General features: G+C 59.6%; 17 protein-coding genes and 2 pseudogenes. 12 read left to right on the plus strand and 7 right to left on the minus strand.

Annotation, left to right across the window (positions count from 1 at the left end):
- The first annotated feature begins 227 nt into the window (after positions 1–227).
- From aztA to D3M70_RS30630, 3 genes are read left to right on the plus strand one after another with little or no spacing between them, the layout of a single operon-like run.
- Positions 228–980 carry a zinc ABC transporter ATP-binding protein AztA gene (gene aztA, locus D3M70_RS30620; RefSeq protein WP_120129860.1) on the plus strand — a complete coding sequence of 251 codons (753 nt, stop codon included), beginning with the start codon at positions 228–230 and terminating at the stop codon, positions 978–980.
- Complete coding sequence (locus tag D3M70_RS30625) at positions 977–1846, plus strand: metal ABC transporter permease (RefSeq protein ID WP_120129861.1); 870 nt, start codon at positions 977–979, stop codon at positions 1844–1846. The genes aztA and D3M70_RS30625 overlap by 4 nt, the downstream gene beginning before the upstream one ends.
- A gap of 26 nt (positions 1847–1872) precedes the next feature.
- Positions 1873–2760, plus strand: coding sequence for a metal ABC transporter substrate-binding protein (locus D3M70_RS30630; protein ID WP_120129863.1), 888 nt, complete (start codon positions 1873–1875; stop codon positions 2758–2760).
- Between the two features lie 251 nt (positions 2761–3011).
- On the opposite strand, the gene D3M70_RS30635 is transcribed toward D3M70_RS30630, so the two are convergent.
- From D3M70_RS30635 to tauA, 3 genes are all read right to left on the minus strand, one after another.
- On the minus strand, positions 3012–3845 hold the full coding sequence (locus D3M70_RS30635; RefSeq protein ID WP_375233062.1) for an ABC transporter permease subunit: 834 nt from the start codon (positions 3843–3845) through the stop codon (positions 3012–3014).
- A gap of 32 nt (positions 3846–3877) precedes the next feature.
- A complete protein-coding gene (locus D3M70_RS30640) occupies positions 3878–4717 on the minus strand; it encodes a taurine ABC transporter ATP-binding protein (RefSeq protein WP_120129866.1) in 840 nt (279 codons plus the stop codon).
- An 82-nt stretch (positions 4718–4799) separates the two neighbouring features.
- On the minus strand, positions 4800–5816 hold the full coding sequence (tauA, locus tag D3M70_RS30645; RefSeq protein ID WP_120129867.1) for a taurine ABC transporter substrate-binding protein: 1017 nt from the start codon (positions 5814–5816) through the stop codon (positions 4800–4802).
- A gap of 181 nt (positions 5817–5997) precedes the next feature.
- Here tauA and D3M70_RS30650 point away from each other — a divergent pair, with 181 nt between their 5' ends.
- Positions 5998–7503: a PLP-dependent aminotransferase family protein gene (locus D3M70_RS30650; protein WP_120129869.1), complete on the plus strand. Its 1506-nt coding sequence runs from the start codon at positions 5998–6000 to the stop codon at positions 7501–7503.
- A gap of 112 nt (positions 7504–7615) precedes the next feature.
- Here the strand turns inward: D3M70_RS30650 and D3M70_RS30655 are convergent, their stop codons facing one another.
- Positions 7616–8926 carry an aminotransferase class III-fold pyridoxal phosphate-dependent enzyme gene (locus D3M70_RS30655; protein ID WP_120129871.1) on the minus strand — a complete coding sequence of 437 codons (1311 nt, stop codon included), beginning with the start codon at positions 8924–8926 and terminating at the stop codon, positions 7616–7618.
- 237 nt (positions 8927–9163) lie between these two features.
- Here D3M70_RS30655 and D3M70_RS30660 point away from each other — a divergent pair, with 237 nt between their 5' ends.
- The 4 genes and pseudogenes from D3M70_RS30660 to D3M70_RS33860 all read left to right on the plus strand — a co-directional run.
- Positions 9164–9901 carry a sulfite exporter TauE/SafE family protein gene (locus D3M70_RS30660; protein ID WP_120129872.1) on the plus strand — a complete coding sequence of 246 codons (738 nt, stop codon included), beginning with the start codon at positions 9164–9166 and terminating at the stop codon, positions 9899–9901.
- A gap of 144 nt (positions 9902–10045) precedes the next feature.
- Positions 10046–10699: an HD domain-containing protein gene (locus D3M70_RS30665; RefSeq protein WP_120129874.1), complete on the plus strand. Its 654-nt coding sequence runs from the start codon at positions 10046–10048 to the stop codon at positions 10697–10699.
- A 254-nt stretch (positions 10700–10953) separates the two neighbouring features.
- The coding region (locus tag D3M70_RS30670) for a methyl-accepting chemotaxis protein (RefSeq protein WP_375233063.1) at positions 10954–12193 on the plus strand (1240 nt) is incomplete at its 3' end.
- Position 12194: 1 nt separating this feature from the next.
- Positions 12195–12491 (plus strand): annotated as a pseudogene (locus D3M70_RS33860) (methyl-accepting chemotaxis protein); the annotation flags it as partial.
- A gap of 151 nt (positions 12492–12642) precedes the next feature.
- Here the strand turns inward: D3M70_RS33860 and can are convergent.
- A complete protein-coding gene (gene can / locus D3M70_RS30675; RefSeq protein ID WP_120129875.1) occupies positions 12643–13284 on the minus strand; it encodes a carbonate dehydratase in 642 nt (213 codons plus the stop codon).
- Between the two features lie 150 nt (positions 13285–13434).
- Between can and D3M70_RS30680 the strand changes: the two genes are divergently transcribed.
- Positions 13435–13848 carry a serine kinase/phosphatase gene (locus D3M70_RS30680; protein ID WP_120129877.1) on the plus strand — a complete coding sequence of 138 codons (414 nt, stop codon included), beginning with the start codon at positions 13435–13437 and terminating at the stop codon, positions 13846–13848.
- A 120-nt stretch (positions 13849–13968) separates the two neighbouring features.
- On the opposite strand, the gene rimI is transcribed toward D3M70_RS30680, so the two are convergent.
- Together rimI and D3M70_RS30690 are read right to left on the minus strand one after the other, a co-directional pair.
- Positions 13969–14421 (minus strand): ribosomal protein S18-alanine N-acetyltransferase, encoded by a 453-nt coding sequence (rimI, locus tag D3M70_RS30685; RefSeq protein WP_120129879.1) that lies wholly within the window; start codon positions 14419–14421, stop codon positions 13969–13971.
- A gap of 8 nt (positions 14422–14429) precedes the next feature.
- Positions 14430–15163: pseudogene (locus tag D3M70_RS30690) on the minus strand (energy transducer TonB); the annotation flags it as partial.
- 144 nt (positions 15164–15307) lie between these two features.
- Between D3M70_RS30690 and mksB the strand changes: the two are divergent.
- From mksB to mksF, 3 genes are read left to right on the plus strand one after another with little or no spacing between them, the layout of a single operon-like run.
- The gene (mksB, locus tag D3M70_RS30695) at positions 15308–16585 is read left to right on the plus strand and encodes an Mks condensin complex protein MksB (RefSeq protein WP_120129928.1); all 1278 of its coding nucleotides are present in this window, start codon (positions 15308–15310) and stop codon (positions 16583–16585) included.
- Positions 16575–17282, plus strand: a complete 708-nt coding sequence (gene mksE, locus D3M70_RS30700; protein WP_120129882.1) for an Mks condensin complex protein MksE — start codon at positions 16575–16577, stop codon at positions 17280–17282. Before mksB ends, mksE begins: the two co-directional genes overlap by 11 nt.
- Positions 17279–20113: an Mks condensin complex protein MksF gene (gene mksF / locus D3M70_RS30705; protein ID WP_120129883.1), complete on the plus strand. Its 2835-nt coding sequence runs from the start codon at positions 17279–17281 to the stop codon at positions 20111–20113. The genes mksE and mksF overlap by 4 nt, the downstream gene beginning before the upstream one ends.
- The last annotated feature ends 354 nt before the right edge of the window (positions 20114–20467 follow it).

The following is a 20467-nucleotide window of genomic DNA, read 5'->3' on the forward strand; positions in this document are numbered from 1 at the left end:
TGTCGCCAGACTGAACCGTCTCAAAATACCGCTTTCCTCCAGCCTGGAAATAGTGATGTAATACTATAACAAAACATTTCAGGCACTTCGTTCGTGAAACCCGCCCCTCGACTTTCCGCAAATATCGCGACCTCCGCCCTCGCCCGATCCGCAGGTAAACGGGTGCTGGTTTCATTGATCTTGCTCGCGCTGTTGTGGATCGGCATCGCGTGGGCGGTGGCGATTCCATGAGCGCGGCAATCGACCTTCACGACCTCACCGTCACGTACGAACGCCGTCCGGCGGTGCATCACGTCAATGGGCGTTTTGCTGCTGGCAGCCTGACTGCGATTGTCGGGCCGAACGGCGCAGGCAAGTCGACCTTGATCAAGGCCATCGCAGGCACATTGAAACCTGCCGTGGGGCGCGTGGACCGTGGTGCCTTGGCCACACGACATATCGGCTATCTACCGCAGGCGGCCGAGATTGATCGCAGCTTTCCATTGAGCGTGGCCGACACCGTAATGATGGGCGCCTGGCGCAGCATCGGCGCCTTTCGAGGCGTCACGCGAAAGCACGCGGAGCAGGCAAAAGAGGCTTTGCTGGCGGTCGGACTGGAAGGCTTCGAACAACGCAGTATCAGTTCGCTGTCGTCAGGTCAGTTTCAGCGCGTTCTTTTCGCCCGCCTCTTGTTACAGGACGCATCGGTGATTCTGCTGGACGAGCCCTTCACCGCCATTGATGCCCGCACCACTCGCGACCTGCTCAAGCTGATCAGCACCTGGCACGGTCAGGGCCGTACCGTGATCGCCGTCCTGCATGATATCGATCAAGTGCGCCAGCACTTCCCCAGCACTTTATTGCTGGCCAGGGAAACCATCGCCTGGGGTAACACAGCCGACATCCTTCACCCCGACAACCTGCGCCGCGCCAAGAACATGGCCGAGCACTGGAGCCCCGACGCGCAGGCTTGCGAAGTCGACCAGGAGAACACGCTGTGACGCTCTATAGCCTGTTGATTCAGCCTTTCGTCGATTTCGGCTTCATGCGCCGCGCACTTGTAGCGTGTCTTGCATTGGGCATCGGCTCCGGTCCCGTCGGCGTGTTGCTGATGTTGCGTCGCATGAGTCTGGTGGGAGACGCGATGAGTCACGCCGTCTTGCCCGGCGCAGCGGTGGGCTTTCTGTTCGCCGGTCTGTCATTGCCAGCAATGGGTTTCGGCGGCTTGATCGCCGGGCTTGCAGTGGCGCTGTTATCGGGCCTGGTCAGTCGATTCACTACCCTTCGCGAAGACGCCAGCTTTGCCAGCTTTTACCTGACGTCATTGGCGGCGGGCGTTCTGATCGTGTCGCTGCACGGCTCCAACGTTGACCTTTTGCATGTGCTGTTCGGCACCATTCTGGCCATCGACGATCAGGCGATCTTCATGGTTGGCGCCATCGCTTCGTTCACGCTGATCCTGCTCGCTCTGATCTATCGCCCGCTAATCCTGGAGTGCTTCGATCCCGGATTTCTGCGTGCTGTCGGCGGGCACGGCTCGTTGTATCACGTCCTGTTTCTGCTGCTGGTCGTGCTCAATTTGGTCGCCGGCTTTCAAGCGCTCGGCACCTTGATGGCGGTCGGGATGATGATGCTGCCTGCCACCGTCGCACGTTTCTGGTCGAGTTCACTGACCGGCATGATCGTGATTTCGACGGTGGTCGCGACGTTATCGGGGTTCATCGGACTGATCGTTTCCTACCACGCCAGCGTCGCATCGGGACCGGCCATTGTGCTGACCGCGAGCGCCTTCTATCTGTTCTCACTGTTCTTTGGACGCAGCGGCTTTCTGCGCCGCTTGTTTCCCAGGGTTCACCTGTCCGGCTGATCGCTCTCTTATCGCAAGGAAATCACATGAAACGTTTGACGCTTCTGACCGCCGCGCTGGCGTTGTCGGGTCTGGCCAACTTCGCCCAGGCCAAAACCCTGGAAACCGTTGCATCGTTCACCGTCATCGCAGACATGGTGCATAACGTCGGTGGCGATCATGTCCACGTGAAGTCGCTGATCGGGCCAAACGGCGATCCGCATGTCTACGAGCCAACGCCCAACGACGCGCAGGCGCTGAAGAAAGCCGACGTGGTGTTCGTGAGCGGGTTGCACCTGGAAGGCTGGCTGGATCGGCTGATCACGGCATCAGGTTACAAGGGTGAGCCGGTGGTGCTGTCCAACGGCATCATGACCCGCAGCATGGACGAAGACGGCGAAAAAATTACTGACCCGCACGCCTGGAACAGCGCGGTGAACGGCATCGTGTACGTCAGAAATATCATCAAGGCCTTGCAGAAAGCAGACCCGGACAATGCCACCGACTACCAAGCCAACGGCGACAAGTACATCGCTCAACTGCAGGACATGGACGCTTACGCTCGAGCGCAGATCAACACCATTCCCGTTGCACAGCGCAAGGTGTTGACGTCCCACGATGCATTCGGCTATTTCGGTGATGCCTATGGTGTGACCTTCCTGTCACCACTGGGCTTCTCGACGGAAACCGAAGCGTCGGCAGCGGATGTCGGCAAGCTGATCACTCAAATCAAGCAGGAGCACGTCAGCGCGTACTTCTTCGAAAACTCCGGCGACCCGCGTCTGGTGCAGCAGATCGCCAAAGCGAGCGGCGCGCATCCCGGTGGCGAGTTGTACGTCGAGGCGCTCTCGCCTGCCAACGGCCCGGCATCGACCTACGTGACCATGTTTCGCTACAACGTGGACAAAATGACGGCGGCGATGAAGGGGCAGTAAATGCCTCCAGTGGCAACCGATACCCTGTAGCAATCCGGCGCGCTGGCGGTGGCGATTTCAAGGGCGCTACCGCCGGCAAGCCGGACTGCTACAGACCTCATTGACTTCGTGCTGCCGGCAAGCCGGACGGTCACAAGCTCAAGGGCCGACAACACATTCGCCGTTTGACCCCGCCCCCTGTAGCAGCACGGCTTGCCGGCGGTGGCGATTTCAAGGGCGCTACCGCCGGCAAGCCGGGCTGCTAGAGACGCTCACACTTTGCCTTTCCACGGCACAAGCTTGCGCTCCAGCCAGCGCATCCCCAGATCGAACAACAGCGCCATGGCGCCGATCACCAGAATGCCCATGATGACCACGTCGGTTGCCATGAACTTGGAAGCGGTCAGCACCATGAAGCCCAAGCCTGCCGTAGCAGCGACCATCTCGGCGGCGACCAGTGTGGTCCAGCCGAAACCGATGGCGATGCGCATCCCCGTCAGCATTTCCGGTAAGGCTGCGGGCATGATCACGTGGCGCAGCACCTGCCCACGACTTGCCCCCATTGAGTACGCCGCGTGAATCTGCTCGATGGCCACGGACTTGACGCCGGCCCGTGCACTCAGCGCCAGCGGCGCGAACATCGCGAGGTAGATCAGCAGGATTTTCGAGCCTTCGCCGATCCCCATCCAGATCACCACCAACGGCAGATAAGCCAATGGCGGCAGGGGACGATAAAACTCCACCAGCGGATCGAATATGCCGCGAGCCACGCGGTTGACACCCATCATGATGCCCACCGGAATGGCCGTCAGCACCGCCAGCACAAAGGCGCCGAACACCCGCAAGGCGCTCCAGCCGATATGCGCGAGCAGAGTCTCGTCGGCGAATCCCTCCTGCGATACATCCACCAGTTGCATCCATACCGCCTGGGGTGATGGCAGGAACAGTGGCTTAACCCAGCCCGCGTTGGTGGCGACATACCAGAGCGCGAACACGGCAACGATGGTCGCCAGACTCAACGTCATGCTGGAACCATTGCCAGGCGCGCCATATTGCTCGCCCGGTTTGGCCGGTGCGGCTCGACGCAGGTCATTGAAGGTCCGCATCACGGCGCGGCGCTGCTTTTCGTCGAACAGGCTCATGCAGCCTCCTCATCACCATGAATGATGCTCAGGATCTGCTCGCGCAGCGCGATGAAATCCGGGCTGGACTTGACGGCGCGAGCGTCGCGGCAAGCGAGGAAACGCTTGCCGAAGTCGACTGAAAACTCGTGGGTGATACGTCCAGGGCGCGGTGACATGATGATCAATCGGGTCGCCATGAAAAGCGCCTCTTCGACATCGTGCGTGATGAAAAACATCATCTTGCGGGTGCTTTGCCAGATGTCGAGGATCAGCTCCTGAAGGCGTTCCCGGGTCAAGGCATCAAGTGCGCCCAAAGGCTCATCGAGCAGCAACATCTGGGGGTCATTGGTCAGTGCGCGGGCGATCCCGACACGCTGTTGCATCCCGCCGGAAAGTTGGTAGATCGCGTGTCCACGAAACTCCGCCAGCCCTGTCAGCTCAAGAAAACGCATCGCCCGCTGCTCACGCTCGGCTTTGGCGATGCCCCGCAACTTGAGCCCGAAGGCGACGTTGTCGAGCACGTTGAGCCACGGCAGCAACGCATGCTTCTGAAACACCACACCGCGCTCGGCACCCGGCCCGGTAACCTGATCGCGCAGTTCAGCGCCGCGGCTGACATCCTGCGGGACCTGGCCCTGAAAATCGCCCAGCGTAATCACACCACTGCTTGGCTGGATGAACCCCGCCATGAGATTCAGCAGGGTGGTTTTGCCGCACCCGGAAGCCCCCAGCGCGACCACAAAATCACCGGCAGCTATGTCCAGATTGACTCCGGACAGCGCACTGACCTGCTGGCCTTTTTGCTGTCCAGGATACAGCACCGAAACGTCATGAATCTTGAGGCTCAGGGCCATGGCGCTTTCCTTGTGTGAAGTCGGGTGTGGAGTGAGCATCGTCCCGCCCGCGTGTGCGCAACGATGCACGGTTTGCGCCGGGTTATTCGGCGGCTTCAACAAAGCTCGGGTTGATGGCCACGCTGTAGTCGGGCAGTACGCTCGGGACTTTCTTCTGGTCCTTGAGGAACACGGCCGTCGCAGCCAGCGCCTTGGCCGCGCCACCGTCCTTGCCCGCGCCCAGCCACTTGTTGCTGGCCTGCTCAGCCGCCAGCGGGAATTGGTATAGAGCGAGCACAGGCGGAACTTCATCCGGCTTGGCGCCGGATTGTTTGGCGACATTGATGACCTGTGGAGAACTGGCGGTCCAGGTGTCCGGCGCCTTCACGTAATCGTCGGTGCTGGTTTGCAGCACCTTGGTGAACGCCTTCATGCCATCGGCATTGCCTGCTGCGAATTTCTTGTCGACCACGATGCCGTCGAACGTCGCCTTGCCCCAGTTGGTCAGTTCACCCGAGGTCAGCAACACATGACCGTTCTGCTTCAGACGCCCCAACGCCGGGTCCCAAATGAACGCCGCGTCGATGTCGCCGCGCTCCCACGCCGCAGGAATATCCGAGGGATTGAGATTGATGACTTTGACCTTGCCCGTCAGGCCAAACTGCTCGAGGGCAAACAGGGCGTGAAAGTGAGTGGTGGACACGAATGGAACAGCGAGGGTTTTGCCGGCCAGGTCCTGCGGAGCGACGATGCCACTACCGTTGCGCACCACCAGCGCCTCGGCACTGGCGATGTTGTCGAGAATCCAGAACAGCTGCACCTCGACACCCCGGCTGACCGCCGCGGCAATGGGGCTGCTGCCCGCGACACCGATCTGCACATCGCCGGAGGCCATGGCCGTCATGACATCACCGCCACTGTCGAAGCTGCGCCATTTGATGTCCCAGCCGGTCGCCTTCTCGAATTCCTTCTGAGCGATGGCGTTCTTCCACGGCGCGAACATGCTCTGTACGCCAATGGTCACGGTTTCAGCGTGGGCGGACGCCGCAATCCCCAGGGTCAAAGCGGTGAGCGGCAACAGGACAGAGCGGCGAATCCATTTGTGCAAGGGCTTGAGCATGGTGGAGCTCCAGAGTGGAAGGCGTTTTTCGAAGTTCATGCGATCTTAGTGCCGGTCCGAAGCTTGCTTTAGATCCAGTTGCTACAGCCTGTGGTGCCAGCGCTTTTTACAGCCCTTGTGCCACGCGGTCTGCAGCGTTGAAGCCGCGCCATAAGGGTGCGACTTGCGGGGAGTCGGAACCATGTTGGAGCGTTATCTTCATCCATTCGAAACGGGTCGAGGATTACAGGAGCAACTGCGAGAGCGGCTGCTCAATGCAATACTCGATGGCGCCATCCCACCCAACGAGGCCATGCCCTCGTCACGCAAGTTGAGCGAGTTGCTGAAGGTCTCGCGAAATACCGTGGTGCTGGTATATGAGCAGTTGGTTCAGCATGGTTATCTGACCCCATCGGACAGACGCGGCTATTTCATCAACGAAACATTTCTACGTCAGCAGCTCAATGTCAGTCTGCGACCCTTCAGCCAGAAACTGTTCGAGCGGCCTGACCACGCACCCGACTGGGAGCGCCGCCTTCAGACTGAATCGGCGCACATGCGCGCCATCGTCAAACCGCGCAACTGGCGCGAATACCGTTACCCATTCATCTACGGGCAGATCGAGGCGGACGAACAAACCGCGGCGCGCTGGCGAGATTGCGCGCGCATCGCTGCGACGGGTGCGCACATGCGCTGCTGGGTCGACGATCAGGTGACCCTGGACGATCCGTTGCTGGTGGAGCAGATCATTCAACGGGTTTTGCCAAAGCGCGGAATCAAGGCTGGCCCCGAGGAAATTCTGGTGACCATCGGCACCCAGAATTCGCTGTACATGCTCGCGCAACTGTTGGGGCGTCCCGGACTGGTCATGGGCCTGGAAGAGCCCGGCTATGTCGATGCACGAAACATTTTTTCGCTCACAGGATGCGAGCTGAAACCGTTGCGTCTCGACAGCCAGGGATTGATCGTGGATCAGCAACTGGAGGGCTGTGAAATGCTTTTCTGCACGCCCAGCCACCAATCACCGACTGGCGTGACCATGCCGCTGTACCGGCGTCTCGAACTGCTGACCTGCGCTCGCGAACAGGACTTTCTGGTCATTGAGGACGACTACGAAAGCGAGCAGAACTATCTGGGCAGCAATCACCCCGCATTGAAAAGTTTTGATGACAGCGGTCGTGTGATCTACCTCGGGAGCCTGACCAAGACGCTGCTGCCTGGCGTGCGCCTGGGGTTCATTGCCGGCGACCCGGAGCTGATTCATGAATTGCGGGCACTGCGTCGCTATATCTATCGCCATCCACCCTCGAATAACCAGCGCACACTGGCGCTGTTCCTCTCCATGGGGCATTACGATGCCCACGCGCGGCGCCTGCGTGATCGATTGGCGCGCAAGTGGAAACTGATCAGTCGCGCGCTCGCCACACACCTGCCGGACGTGCAGGCCAGTGGCATGGCTGGCGGTTCATCGCTGTGGGTCACTTGCCCGCCTGACGTCGACGCGTGGGTACTACAACGACTGGTGGCCAGGCGTGGCGTGCTGATCGAGCCTGGGGACATCCATTTTCTGGGAACCGAGCGACCGCAATACCACTTCCGGCTGGGCTTTGGCGCCATCGCGCAGGAGCTGATTGAGCCGGGAATCGTTGAACTGGCACAGACGTGGGAAGAGATGCGGCAAGTGGCAAAACAGCGGGAAGCGCTATGATCGCATCCGCTTCTGTAGCAGCACGGCTCGCCGGCGGTGGCGGACTCGAGGTCGCCGCCGCCGGCAAGCCGGACTGCTACAGGGAATCAGCGCGACGGGGAGTTGCGGCGAGTCAGAGCTGATCCCGCCCCAACACAGCCTTGAGAACATCGATCATCGCGTCCACGTCCTGACGCTCAGCCACCAGCGCCGGGGCGAAGATGATCGCGTCACCGGTGGTTTTCACATGCAAACCGGCGTCATACAAGGCCCGCTGCACCACCCCGCCTTTCGCACCCGGCGCCTGCCCCGGTGTGAGCTGAATGCCGCTGAGCATCCCGTAGCCACGTAAGTCGCAGACCTGTGGCAAACCCCGCAAGCCGCTCAGGCATTCGAGGAAATAAGGCGATAGCTGGGCGCCCCTGGTGAACAGATCCTCACGGCGATAGATATCCAGCGAAGCCAGCGCCGCCGCACACGCAACCGGGTGCCCCGAATAGGTGTAACCGTGAAAAAACTCAGGGCCATTGCCCTTGCTGGCGCCGACCACCGTATCGAAAATCGCCTGATCCACCGCCACCGCACCCATAGGAATCGCCCCATTGGTGAGTGCCTTGGCCATGGTGATGATGTCCGGTTTGACGTCGAAGCTTTGCGCCGCGAACGGTTTTCCGGTCCTTCCTAGGCCGGTGATGACTTCGTCGAAAACCAGGAGAATGCCGTGCTTGTCGCAGATATCCCGCAGGCGTTTGAGATATCCCACAGGCGGTACGTAGACGCCGATGGACCCTGCAATCGGCTCGACGAAACAGGCCGCAATGCTGTCTGCGCCGTGGGTCGCGATGATGCGCTCCAGATCGCTCGCCAGATCGATACTGCCGTTGGGCTCACCCAACTGATAACGCTGTTCTTCCTGCCAGGTGTGACGCATGTGGCTGACATGTGGAAGGCCGCCCGCCGCGAACGCCTGACGATTACGCATCATCCCCGACAGCGCCACGCCCCCGAAATTGACGCCATGATAGGCCCACTCCCGGGACACGAAGCGCGTGCGCTGCCCTTCGCCACGCGCCCGGTGATACGCCAGCGCCATCTTCATCGCACTGTCCACCGACTCAGACCCTGAGTTGGTAAAAAACAGCTTGTTCAATCCGTCAGGCAACAGCTCGCTCAAGCGCTCGGCCAACTCGAACGAGAGCGGCGAAGCGCGCTGGAAATGCGGGGTAAAGTCAAGCGTCATCAATTGCTTTGCGACGGCTTCGGCGATCTCCACACGACCATGCCCGGCGGCGCTGCAAAACAGGCCCGAACTGCCGTCCAGCAACTCCCGCCCGTCCTCGGTCCAGTAGCGCAAACCCTCAGCCCTTACGAACAACTGCGGCGCACGCTGAAACTCGCGGTTATCGGTAAAAGGCATCCATTGATGATCGAGGTTCGTTGCCATGAGGTTCACTCCTGAAGGCGGACACGGTGAGGGCCAATGGTCGTCAGCCTATCCACGGCCTGCCAGCAGGATTAGATCCAGATGAGGGTTTCGATGGAGCCAGCGCGTCGTACCGCTGCTCTGCGTCCGGAAAGAGGACCAAAGAATCATCTGGCACCACTCGATCACCCGTCTGGATCTAAAACACCTCGCAGCGTTCTTATTAAAGTGGCCGAATTCTGTGGGGGAAGACCTGACTTGAGTCCTGAACTGAACTTCATCCTGACCGTTGTTTGTGTGCTAATTGCGGCCGTGATCCGGGGCTTGACCGGCTTTGGTTTCGCGGCCATTGCCGTGGTCGGGATGGCGATGCTCGGTCCGCTGAATGAGGCCGTGCCGATTGTGTTGAGTCTCGAAGTTGCCTCCAGTCTGATGCTGCTGCGTGGCGCATTACCTCATACCGACTACCCGCAACTCAGACGATTGCTGATCGCGGCGGCCCTTGGTGTGCCCTGCGGTATCTGGCTGTTGACCGGCCTGAACAGTGACTGGTTGAACACTGGCGTCTATGTGCTGGTTGGTCTGCTGGCGCTGCTCGGTCTTGCGCGTATCACCTTGCCGATGGGCAAGGGACAACTGGGCGGCTGGATCGTCGGGGGATGCAGCGGTGCTCTGATCGCGGCGTTCTCCATCGGCGGCCCCTTGGTGGGCGCCGGGCTCAGTCACAGCGGGCTGAAAGCCGTCGCGTTGCGCGCCACGTTGATTCTGTTCTTTTTCGTCGTAGACCTCGCGGCACTGATTGGCCTTGGTCTGGCGCATGCCATCCCGGACAAGACCGCCGAGCATGTGCTCTACCTGATTCCCGCTTTATTGGCCGGTCTGTGGGCAGGCCAGCAGCTATTCGTGCGGATTCGCGCCGAGCACGCCGCGCGCTTCACTCAATGGCTGTTATTGGCATTGGCAGGCTTTGGCCTGCTGGGTCGCGCCTGGTCCTGAGGCCAGCGAAACCCGGCTGATATTCACGCGGTTTACCGCCGGCGCGGTCACTTCTTCTGCCGCTTGACGAACCTGGGACGGTCGAACGGGTCAATCGCTGTATGCTGGCCCCCCAATCGCCAGCCCGGATTGAAAGGACATTCGATGACCGCCCTCTCCTTCGCGCCGTTTCAGGACCTCGCCGACAAACTCATCCCCCACACGGTGGCTGAAAAAGTCGATGGTTCTCACGATGTGTCACACCTGCACCGGGTCTGGACCAATGTTTGCGCAATTCGCGACAAAGAAGGCGGCGATCATCAATTGCTGCTGGCCGCAACCCTGCTGCACGACTGCGTGGCGGTCGAGAAGAACTCACCATTTCGCTCCAGTGCCTCACGCCTGGCCGCAGCGAAAGCCACTGAACTGCTGGCAGAGATGGGCTGGGACGAAGAACGTACCCAAGCGGTAGCCCACGCCATTGAGTCTCACAGCTACTCGGCGAACATCACGCCCACCTCTCTGGAGGCAAAAATCCTCCAGGACGCCGACCGCCTCGACGCCATCGGTATGGTCGGCGTTGCCCGGCTGTTCTACGTCTCCGGGCGCATGGGCAGCCAGCTGTATGACGCCTACGATCCCCACGCGCAACGTCGGGAACTGGACGACAAACGCTTCGCCATCGATCACTTCACGACCAAGATTTTCACCCTGGCCAAAGGTTTTCAAACGCCTACGGGCAGGCAGATGGCACAGATGCGCCATGAGCGGGCGCAGCGTTTTTTGAAGGAATTTCTGGAAGAGATTGGCGGACAGTGACGTAGGCTGAAATACCGCACCGAGGTTGTCTCCAGGCCACCCTCGACCGTTCATCCGTTTGCCGCGAAATCAAAACAAATCTGAAACATTGATCAGTCGATGTCACAAAGACATCACGGAACATCTCTATAACCAAGTCTCCGGTGAATTCGTCGATGGGATTGGTTGTCGTGAAAAGGTTATTGCGTGCTTTAGTCCGTCCTTCTTCAAAGCCTGCGTTTTTGCGGCGCTTCAGGATTACGCAACGTCTGGTCATGTGCTTCGGTGTGACCGCACTGCTGCTCGTGGCGCTGGGGGTGTTTTGCCTTTTGCAGATGCAGAGCATCCGCGATCAGGGCGAAGCGGTGGAAAGCGGCTCCTTGCCAAGCATCGCCATGGCTGACGCCATCGCCATCGACCTGATCAAACTGCGCGGCGAAAGCGCACGTCTGATCGCCAACGCCGATGACCCCGGCGCCGTGGTCACCAGCAAGATCAACGTCGAACAGTTGAGAAACGAAGTAGAGAAAGCCTTCAGCGATTACCTCGCCCACGCAACCGACAGCACCGAGCGCGACTCCATCACAGCCTTGCAGGACGCCTACAAGGCATTCATGCCAGGACTGCATGACGAGATCGGCCTGATTGAGCAGCGCAAACTCGATGATGCGCGAATGCTGCTCAACACCACCCTGAGTATGCAGGGCGACCTGATGGACATGCAGGTGCAACTGCTGCGCGAATTGAACAAGCAGAGCGCAGCCGCAGCGGTTGATGGCGCTGGCAGCCGATTTCAACAAACGCGAATCATCGCCGTTACCGCGATTGTCGTGGCGCTAGTCCTGACCTTGTTGCTGGCATGGCGTCTGAGCCTGAGCATCATTCGCCCGCTACGCCAGTCGCTGCAGATCGCGAGCACCATTGCTGAAGGTGATCTGAGCCCGCGGCCCATTCCGGAAGGCAAGGACGAGACCGCGCAGCTGTTGAAGATGCTGGGCCAGATGCGCGGCAATCTGCACGGCACCATCGATCAGATTTACGCTGCCGCCAGCCAGCTGAGCCAGTCGGTGCAGGAAATGGGCGCCATTGCCGAAACCAGCGCCAAAAACCTGCAAATGCAGAACGATGAAATCGAACAGGCCGCTGTCGCCGTCAACCAGATGAGCCAGGCGGCGGTGGAAGTCGCGGATAACGCGAGCAACACGTCGAGCGAATCGAAAGCCTCCAACGAAGCCGCTGCCGAGGGCCGTCTGCGCCTGACCGGGACCATCGATTCGATCAAGGAGCTGACCGACAACGTACTGGACTCTTCGCATCAGGCGGACGGTCTGGCCGAGCGTACCTTGAGTATCAGCAAGATTCTCGAAGTCATCCGCGCCATTGCCAATCAAACCAACCTGCTGGCGTTGAACGCGGCCATCGAGGCTGCCCGCGCAGGTGAAGCCGGTCGTGGTTTTGCGGTCGTGGCAGATGAGGTTCGCTCATTGGCTCAGCGCACCAGTGCTTCGACCACCGNACGCTGCGAGTGACTGCATCCCAGGCCAGCCTGACGCTAGAGCAAGCGGCAGCCACCAGTCAGGCACTGACGGTAATCATCAGTTCCACCTCGACCATCAGTGACCGCAACGTGCTGATCGCCAGCGCGGCCGAACAGCAAGCAGCGGTCGCCAACGAAGTGGATCGCAATCTGAGCAGCATCCGCGACCTGTCGACCCAGTCTGCCTCAGGCGCGCAACAGACGACCGTCGCGAGTAACGCCTTGGCGATGCTGGCGACGGATCTGAATTCGATGGTGCAGCGCTTCGTGTTGTAGCACCGAAAGCGCCTGTAGGCGCGAGCTTGCTCGCGAGCGTGATTAGCCATTTGTTCATGCGCGCATGGGCGAATGGGCGAATGGGCGAATGGGCGAATGGCTTAGCGGGAATCGCGAGCAAGCTCACGCCTACAGTTCATCGCTTCCCGGTTCACTCGCCCAGTGGACGCAGCCGATATTGCGGTGGCAGTTGCTCAAAGCCGCTGATGGTCGCATTCAGGCTTTTCCAGCGACCATCCTTGATGCCGTAGATGCAGCCATGGATCGACAGCTTCTGGCCACGATGCCAGGCGTTCTGCACGATGCTGGTATGGCCAACGTTCGCCACCTGCTGAATCACGTTCAGTTCACACAGTCGGTCGACACGCTCTTCCTCGGTCGGCAGTTTGCTCAGCAGCTCGCGATTGTCGTAATACAGGTCACGAATGCTGCGCAGCCAGCCATCGATCAGGCCGAACTGACGGTCCTGCATCGACGCACGTACGCCGCCACAGCCGTAGTGGCCAGTGACCAGAATGTGTTTGACCTTGAGTACATCGACCGCGTACTGGATCACCGACAGGCAGTTCAGGTCAGTGTGCAGGACGACATTGGCTACGTTGCGGTGGACGAACAGGTCGCCGGGCAACATGCCGACGATTTCATTGGCGGGGACACGGGCGTCCGAACAACCGATCCAGAGGAATTCCGGCGTTTGCTGGCGCGCCAGTTTGGCAAAGAACTCGGGGTCTTCTTCCTTGATGGCGGCAGCCCAACGTTCGTTGTTGTCGATCAAGTCTTGTAGTTCGTTCATGCGTTGATGCCTCGGAAATGATGCTCAGCTATGACTGGAGCTCGGCGCTCCAAGTCACTCCTTCTTGCCACTACCGATCGAGAACCGGAGGGAATCTTAATCGCGCCACCCGGTCCACCCAACTAGGACCGCAAACAATGAGGATTTGCCATGAACGATTCACGCCGACCTTATGGCGCTACCCAACCCGAACCCATCGATGACAATGAAGACCGCATGGGCTCGATGGAGGAGCTCAACTTCAATGACAATAACGAGCCCAGTGGGCGTATCGGTGACACGATTCCGGCCGACGAACTGGAAAACTACATTCCCGACGAGCGCGCACGCGAAGCAGGAATGACCGGCGCTTCGACCGATGATCACAACCCGACCGACGATGACATGAGCCCGGAAACGCTGATCGATGAGGACGGCGCGCGTTCAGCCCGTGAGCAAGGGGAAGGAGGACCCGCCGACTTCGATCTGAGTATCGTCGATGAAGATGAGATCGGCGCTGGCGGCGGCCTTGATGAGGAAGAAATGGCCATTCTCGACCCGCTGGATGGTAAGCCAGGCGTTTGAAAGTCGCAGACAATCCTCTTGTCTGAAGATCACGAACATCCGTAGCACGATGACTCGCTGGCGGCGGGGTCCTTGAGCGCTTCCGCCGGCAAGTCGTGTTGCCAGGGCCCCGCTTATCGGCTAGTCAACCAACGTGCAGGCCATCACCAGCGCATCCTCCCGGCCACCAACGGCGGGGTAATAGTCGCGACGGCGGCCGACTTCGTTGAAGCCATAGCGCTCATACAAACGGTAGGCGGACCGATTGCTGGCACGCAGCTCCAGAAAGCATTCGCGCCCATTGAGCTCGTACGCACGCTTCATCAGCCGGTCCAGCAACAGAAGGCCAAGCCCGCGACCCTGGCTCTCCGGCTTAACGGTGATGTTGAGCAGATGGGCTTCGTCGATAATGACGTTTATCACGCCATGACCGACTTGCTGGTCGCCTTCGAACATCAACCAGATCTCGTAAGATTTCAGACCATCGAGGAAGATACCTCGGGTCCAGGGGTGGCTGAACGCCGCGTATTCAATCTTGAGTACCGCGTCAAGATCAGCTTCGGTCATGCGGCGAAACGTTACTGCGTCACTCATTTACGCTNTCCATCAACAGCTCAAGTCCCGGCAGCGCCCAGGCCGAACCCAGGCCTTCGACCTGGAGTTCAAGATTGTAGGATTCGGCGTCAACTTCGCCAGCAAAACGTATCGCAGGAAGTCCGATCAGCCACAGACATGTGCAAGGCTCTTCCTCTGTACGGGCATACAGAAAGCCCTGCACGAAATCCCTAGCCGCTTCAGGCCCTTGATCCATCTGACCGCGAACCAGCAACGGCCAGCGCACAGGCTCACCGATGATCTGCGGGCTATCCGGCAAACCCGCGGCACGCAGCATGTCCTTGAGCAACAGATAAGAAGGATCGCGACTCTGGAATGGCTCGCCGGTTGCCAGCTCGACCAACAGCAGGCAGCTACCGGCCCGCAGCAATTGCAGGGCAAAGCGCGGCGGCGGAACGACTGGCACCTTCACGGCGGCAGGCGCGGCGCCTTCGTCTTTAACGGCTTTCGCCGCTGGCTTGGCAGAGGAAGAGCGAGGGATCTCGATTTTTGGTCGTTCGACGGTGCGCTCAACGGATGCCGGACCTGCAACTGTCGGCTCTCGGGTCGCGTGTGCAGGGGCGACCGACGGCGCCGGCGCGGCGACTTCATCCTCGAACACCGGCAACGGAGCAAGCAGCTCCGGGCGCGAGGGTGCGGCAAAGGGAAGATCGGTGCGCGGCAGCCAGCTGACCACCTGCATGGCGGTCAGATAAGCGCGGCGGCGAGGCTCGTTGAGCAAGGGTCGGCCACCTGTGGATAAAGTCTGGAGGGGGATTCTACAGACCTTCGACGAATCACGCCGCAGTTGATCGACTGAGGGTGAAAACCAACGCCTCCGATGCAGTACAATCGCCGCTTTTATTTGCCAACCAGCGGCCATCCGATGATCGAACCTAAGCGCGTCTTGCGCGCCCTTGCCGAACACTGGGCGCTTCTTGAGCCACTGTGCGAGCACTTCGACCAAGGCACCCTGAGCCTGAGCGAATTGCGCGTGCAACTGGCCGCCCAGCAACTGGAAAGCACGCCTCAGGACATCACCAACCTGCTGGACGTGTGGATTCGTCTCGACATTCTGGTTCCCGTGGCGAAAAGCCCGAACCGTTTCGAGCTGAACGCTCAGATTCACGATTTTCTGTCGTATCTGCGTCGCGAGCACCGTCTGGGCCTGTGCCTGGAAATCGAAGCCTATCTGCGCCATCTGGAGCGGCTGGCCGGTTACATTCAGGAAGCCTTCGAGGCTCGCGACGCCAATGACCTTGCGCGCCAATTGCGTTTACTCGACATGCGCGTGCGCGATGTTCTGAAAAAGCTCGCCAACGACGAACAGGCGCTGGTTTCCGTGGCCGAGCGCGCCAAAACCAGCGACCGGCAGATTCCGTTGCGTCAACGCTATGCAGAAGTGCTGGCGACCTGGGATGAATACGTCGAACCGATGATTCAGTTGGTGAACGCTGACGGCGCCTTCGAACAAGGCGTGCGCAAGGTCGAGAACGTCCTGCTGCGCATGCTCACTGATCAGCAACGTCTCGGGCACCTGGTCGATGACGACATGTTGCTGCGTACTCACGCGCGTATTCTGGAAATGCAAACCAGCGCCCAGCTGACTTTGCGTCATGCACGTGAACTTCTCCTGCCGCTGCGTGAAGAAGCCCGTCGCCACAATGCGGTGACACGCGGCGCCGCGCTGGCCCTGTCGGCGATTCGTCGTAGAGGTATCGACGCAGTCCCGCAGGCCGCCATGCCGATGTTCACTCGGCCGCAAAGCACCTTTCTCGGCAGTGCCAACCAGGTCGAAGCGTATGTCTATGCACTGGCGCGGTTCGAGGCAAAACCAGCACGATTCCCCAAAGCCAGCGCTACCCGCAAAGGTGAACGTCCGCAAGCACCGCGCACGGTCAAGGAAATGGTTGAGCGCTGTGAAGAGGCGCTGCCGATGCCGGACCTGATGGTCTGGCTGCTGGAGCAGGAGCCCACCGGCGCAACTGACGAATTGCTGTATTGGTTTTCGCGCCTTTCGCGGGAAAAACGCTTCAAACGCGAGCGTCTGGAACGCCGCGAATACCTGACCCAGGAGCACCGCGTCAGCCTGCGCTCCTTCGCCCTGCTCTCGAGCAAAGACGCAACCCCAGAGAATTCCGAGGGCACCGCCCATGCATCTTGATCTATCCGAAATGTCCCAGCTCGCACCGATCTTTCGCGAGCTGTTCAAGGGTTACCACATCAGCCGCCGCGACCCGGAGCTGTACGCACAGTTATCCAACGCTCAAGACCAATACCGCACGCTCTTCAAGGCCCTGGGCTTCGAGCTCGTATGCGACACCCGTGGCTTTTACTACTTCGTGCCGGATCTGGCTGCTGCGCAGGTCAACAAGACCGCCCAGCGCCTGGCACTGTTCACCTTCATCCTCGTCGAGCATCTGGCCGATCAGGGCCGCGACCCGGTAGCCGTGCTCGATGGTGGCAGCCTGGGTCGTGACGAACTGCCCTCGCTGCTGGAAAAATACCGTGACCTGTTCCTGCAGGCTGAAGTGCAGACACAGGAAGAGCTGGAAGAAAAGATCATGCGCCGCATGACGCAGCTGGGATTCGCTGCCGAAGAAGTCGGTATCTACCGCTTCCTGCCGCCGATGCACCGCTTCCTCGATGTCTGCCTGTCGGTTCAGCAAGATCGTGATCTGGCGGCCAGTCTTCACAGTGACCTGCCATTGCCGACGCCAGTGCTGATCGACGATGACAGCGACGAAAAGCTTCTGCAGACAGACGATCCACTCGATCTGGCCGAGTTTGACGAAACAGAAGAAACCGAAGAGCAGGCGCTGGCCCGCGCGATCGCCGAAGAACAGGAGCTTGACGCATGAGCCAGGAACGCTACGGCATCCGCCGCTTTGCCCTGCTGAACACGGCCGGTTACAGCCTCGGGCTGTTTCCGCTTGAACGCCCGCTGTCGGTCTACGGCGCGAACAACCTGGGTAAAAGTGCGTCGATCAACGCCCTGCAATTCCCGATTCTGGCACGCATGTCGGACATGAGCTTCGGCAAGTACAGCCTTGATCAGTCGCGTCGTTTCTACTTTGCGTCAGACACCAGCTACATTCTGGTTGAAGTCGCCCTGCCCCACGGCCCGCATGTCATCGGCGTCGTCGGTCGCGGCCCCGGCGGCGGTTTCGGTCACCAGTTTTTCGCCTATGCAGGCAAACTGGATCTGGCGCACTACCAGAAGAACGACACCTGTCTGCGTCAAAAAGAACTGTTCACCAATCTGGAAAGCCAGGGCCTGAAGGCCTACGAGCTCAAGCCTGACGAGCTGCGTCGCCTGCTGGTCGGCGGTCACACCTCGATTCCGCTCGATCTGACGCTGATCCCGTTGCGCTCCACCAGCGAACAGAGCCTGAAAACGTTCCGCGCGCTGTTTATCAACCTGCTGCACATGCGCGAGATCACGGCTGCCAAACTCAAGCAGTTGTTCCTCGACGCCTTCGAACACAGCTTGCGATCCGGCAGTGTCGATTACATCGCTGCGTGCGAAGAAGCCTTCCGCGATGTGCGTCGTATGGAACAGGATTACAACGCCCTGGTTCTGGCTGGCCCGCTGGTTGAGGCACTGGCCAACGGTGTGAACCAACGCGACATCCTGCGCGGCAAGCTGCATCGGCTGTCGCCGCTGCTCGACTCGCTGCTCGGCACTTGGCAGGATTACTCCAACGCACGCAAGGAAGAGCTGGTTATTCAGGCCGAGCATTATCGCGGCGAACAAGATGCCCTCCAGAACGACCAACGCGGCGGCACTCAAGAACTGATGCGTCTGGAGCGTGAGATCAGCAATATCCAGCGCTGGATTGGCGAACTCGCCGTTCTGAAAAATCGTTTTGCGCTGGTCGACAACGTTAAAACCCTTGAACAGCAACTGCTGGCAGCCAAGGATGCCCACGACGAACTGGCCGGCGCGCTGGCTCAGTCGCGCCAGTTCAGCGCCGAGGATCTGGATGAGCGTTTACGCGATCTGGAAAAACGCCTCAAGTCGGTAAAACAGCAACTCGATCACGCCGACAACAACAGCTACGCTCGTCTGCGTGAAGAGTTCTCGCAACCGGACGTCGAACGCCTGATGCGCCTGTTCAACAGTGCGCTGTTCAGTCTGCCATTGGGCGAGCAAGGCATCGCGCTGGATGACGGCGAGGCGTGGGTCAAATCCCTTGAAGCGATCCTCGATGGCTTCAAGGGCGAGCGCTTCGAAGTGCCGGGTCTTTCGATCAATCTGTCGCACATCGAGCCACCTGCGCTGCAGGCCCTGGCCGACCGCGCGGCTCTGCGCGATCAGAAAGAGCGCCTGGAAAAAGAACTCAAGCAACTGAAAACCCAGCAAGCTGTAGCGGCGGACCGCGCAGCGAGCAAGACCCAGACAGAAGCGTTGTATCAGCAGGTGCTGGATGCGCAGAAGGCACTGGAAGACTTCCGCCGTACTCAGACCCTCAGTGCGGAAGAAGGCGAAAAGCTGGAACAACTGGCGCAGATGGAAGCGGCTCAAGACGAGCTCAAACGCTCCAGTGATGCTTTTACAGAACGCGTCCAGCAGCTGTCGGCCAAGCTGCAACTGGTGGGTCGCCAGATCGGCGATCTGGAATCCAAGCAGCGCACGCTGGATGACGCTCTGCGTCGTCGTCAGTTACTGCCCGCAGATCTGCCATTCGGCACCCCATTCATGGAGCCAGTGGATGACTCGCTGGATAACCTGCTACCCCTGCTCAACGACTATCAGGACAGCTGGCAAGGTTTGCTGCGTTGCGATGGTCAGATCGAAGCGCTGTATGCACAAGTGCGCTTGAAAGGCGTAGCCAAGTTTGACAGCGAAGACGACATGGAGCGCCGTCTGCAACTGCTGATCAACGCCTATGCACACCGTACTGATGAAGCGCTGACACTGGGCAAAGCTCGTCGCGCTGCTGTGACCGATATCGCACGAACCCTACGCAATATCCGCAGCGACTACGACAGCCTTGAGCATCAACTCGCCTTGTTCAACCGCGAGATCAACCGCCGTCAGGTTTCCAACCTGGAAAGCTTCCGCATTGTGCTCGCTCCGAACAAGGAAGCGCTCAAGCACATTGATCAGATCATCCACAGCGCCGGTCAGTATGAAGAAGGCGAAACTCTGTCGGTGTTCGATCTGAGCCAAAGCGCAGAGCAGGACAACAAGAACGAAGAAGCCAAGGAGTATCTGGCACGTCTCGTGGCCGCGAATCACAACCAGCTGGGTCTGAAGGACCTGTTTGAGTTGGCGTTTGAAATCACCAAGGTCAACAGCCAGCCGGTTATTCACACCGACATCGACGGCGCGGCGTCTAACGGGACGACCATGACCATCAAAGCGCTGACCAACATGTACCTGTTGCTGCACTTGATGGATCGCGAACAAGCCGGCCGTGTGCGTCTGCCTTACTATCTGGATGAAGCGGCGGACATCGATGAGCGGAACCAGGCTGCGCTGCTCGAAACGAGCTTGCAGTTAGGCTTTGTGCCGATCTTGGCAAGTGTGAAGCCACAGGTTTCGGCACACGTTGCGATCGACCTTGAAGGCGGTAGCGGCCCTGCCGGTATCTATATCGATGAGGCCGACTGGAAATACATTCGTCGTCGTGACGAGGTCGTTGCCGCCAAGACTGTTGAAGTAGAAGAGCAAGCAGCTGAATAAGTTAAATTGAGCGTTAACCAAGAGCCCCGCAGTGATGCGGGGCTTTTTTGTGCGTCGCTGCATTGCTCACTTGGGTTGTATCTGACACGAACGGTTCGCTGGCACTCTTTCTGTAGCGGTCCGGCTTGCCGGCGGTGAGATGCTCAAGTTCGCTACCGCCGGCGAGCTGGACTGCTACAGGGTATGAGTAGGGGTTAGCTTACTCGCGCAATGGTGGATGGCATATAGAGACCCGCCTAAGCCAGGCCATTGATCCAGAACAAGTCCGAGTTTTCCGCGCGCAAAAACAAAACCCCATCTGCTTTCGCAAATGGGGTTTCGGAATTTAATCTTGACGATGACCTACTCTCACAT

Source organism: Pseudomonas sp. LS-2, assembly GCF_003605735.1.
Lineage (GTDB): Bacteria > Pseudomonadota > Gammaproteobacteria > Pseudomonadales > Pseudomonadaceae > Aquipseudomonas.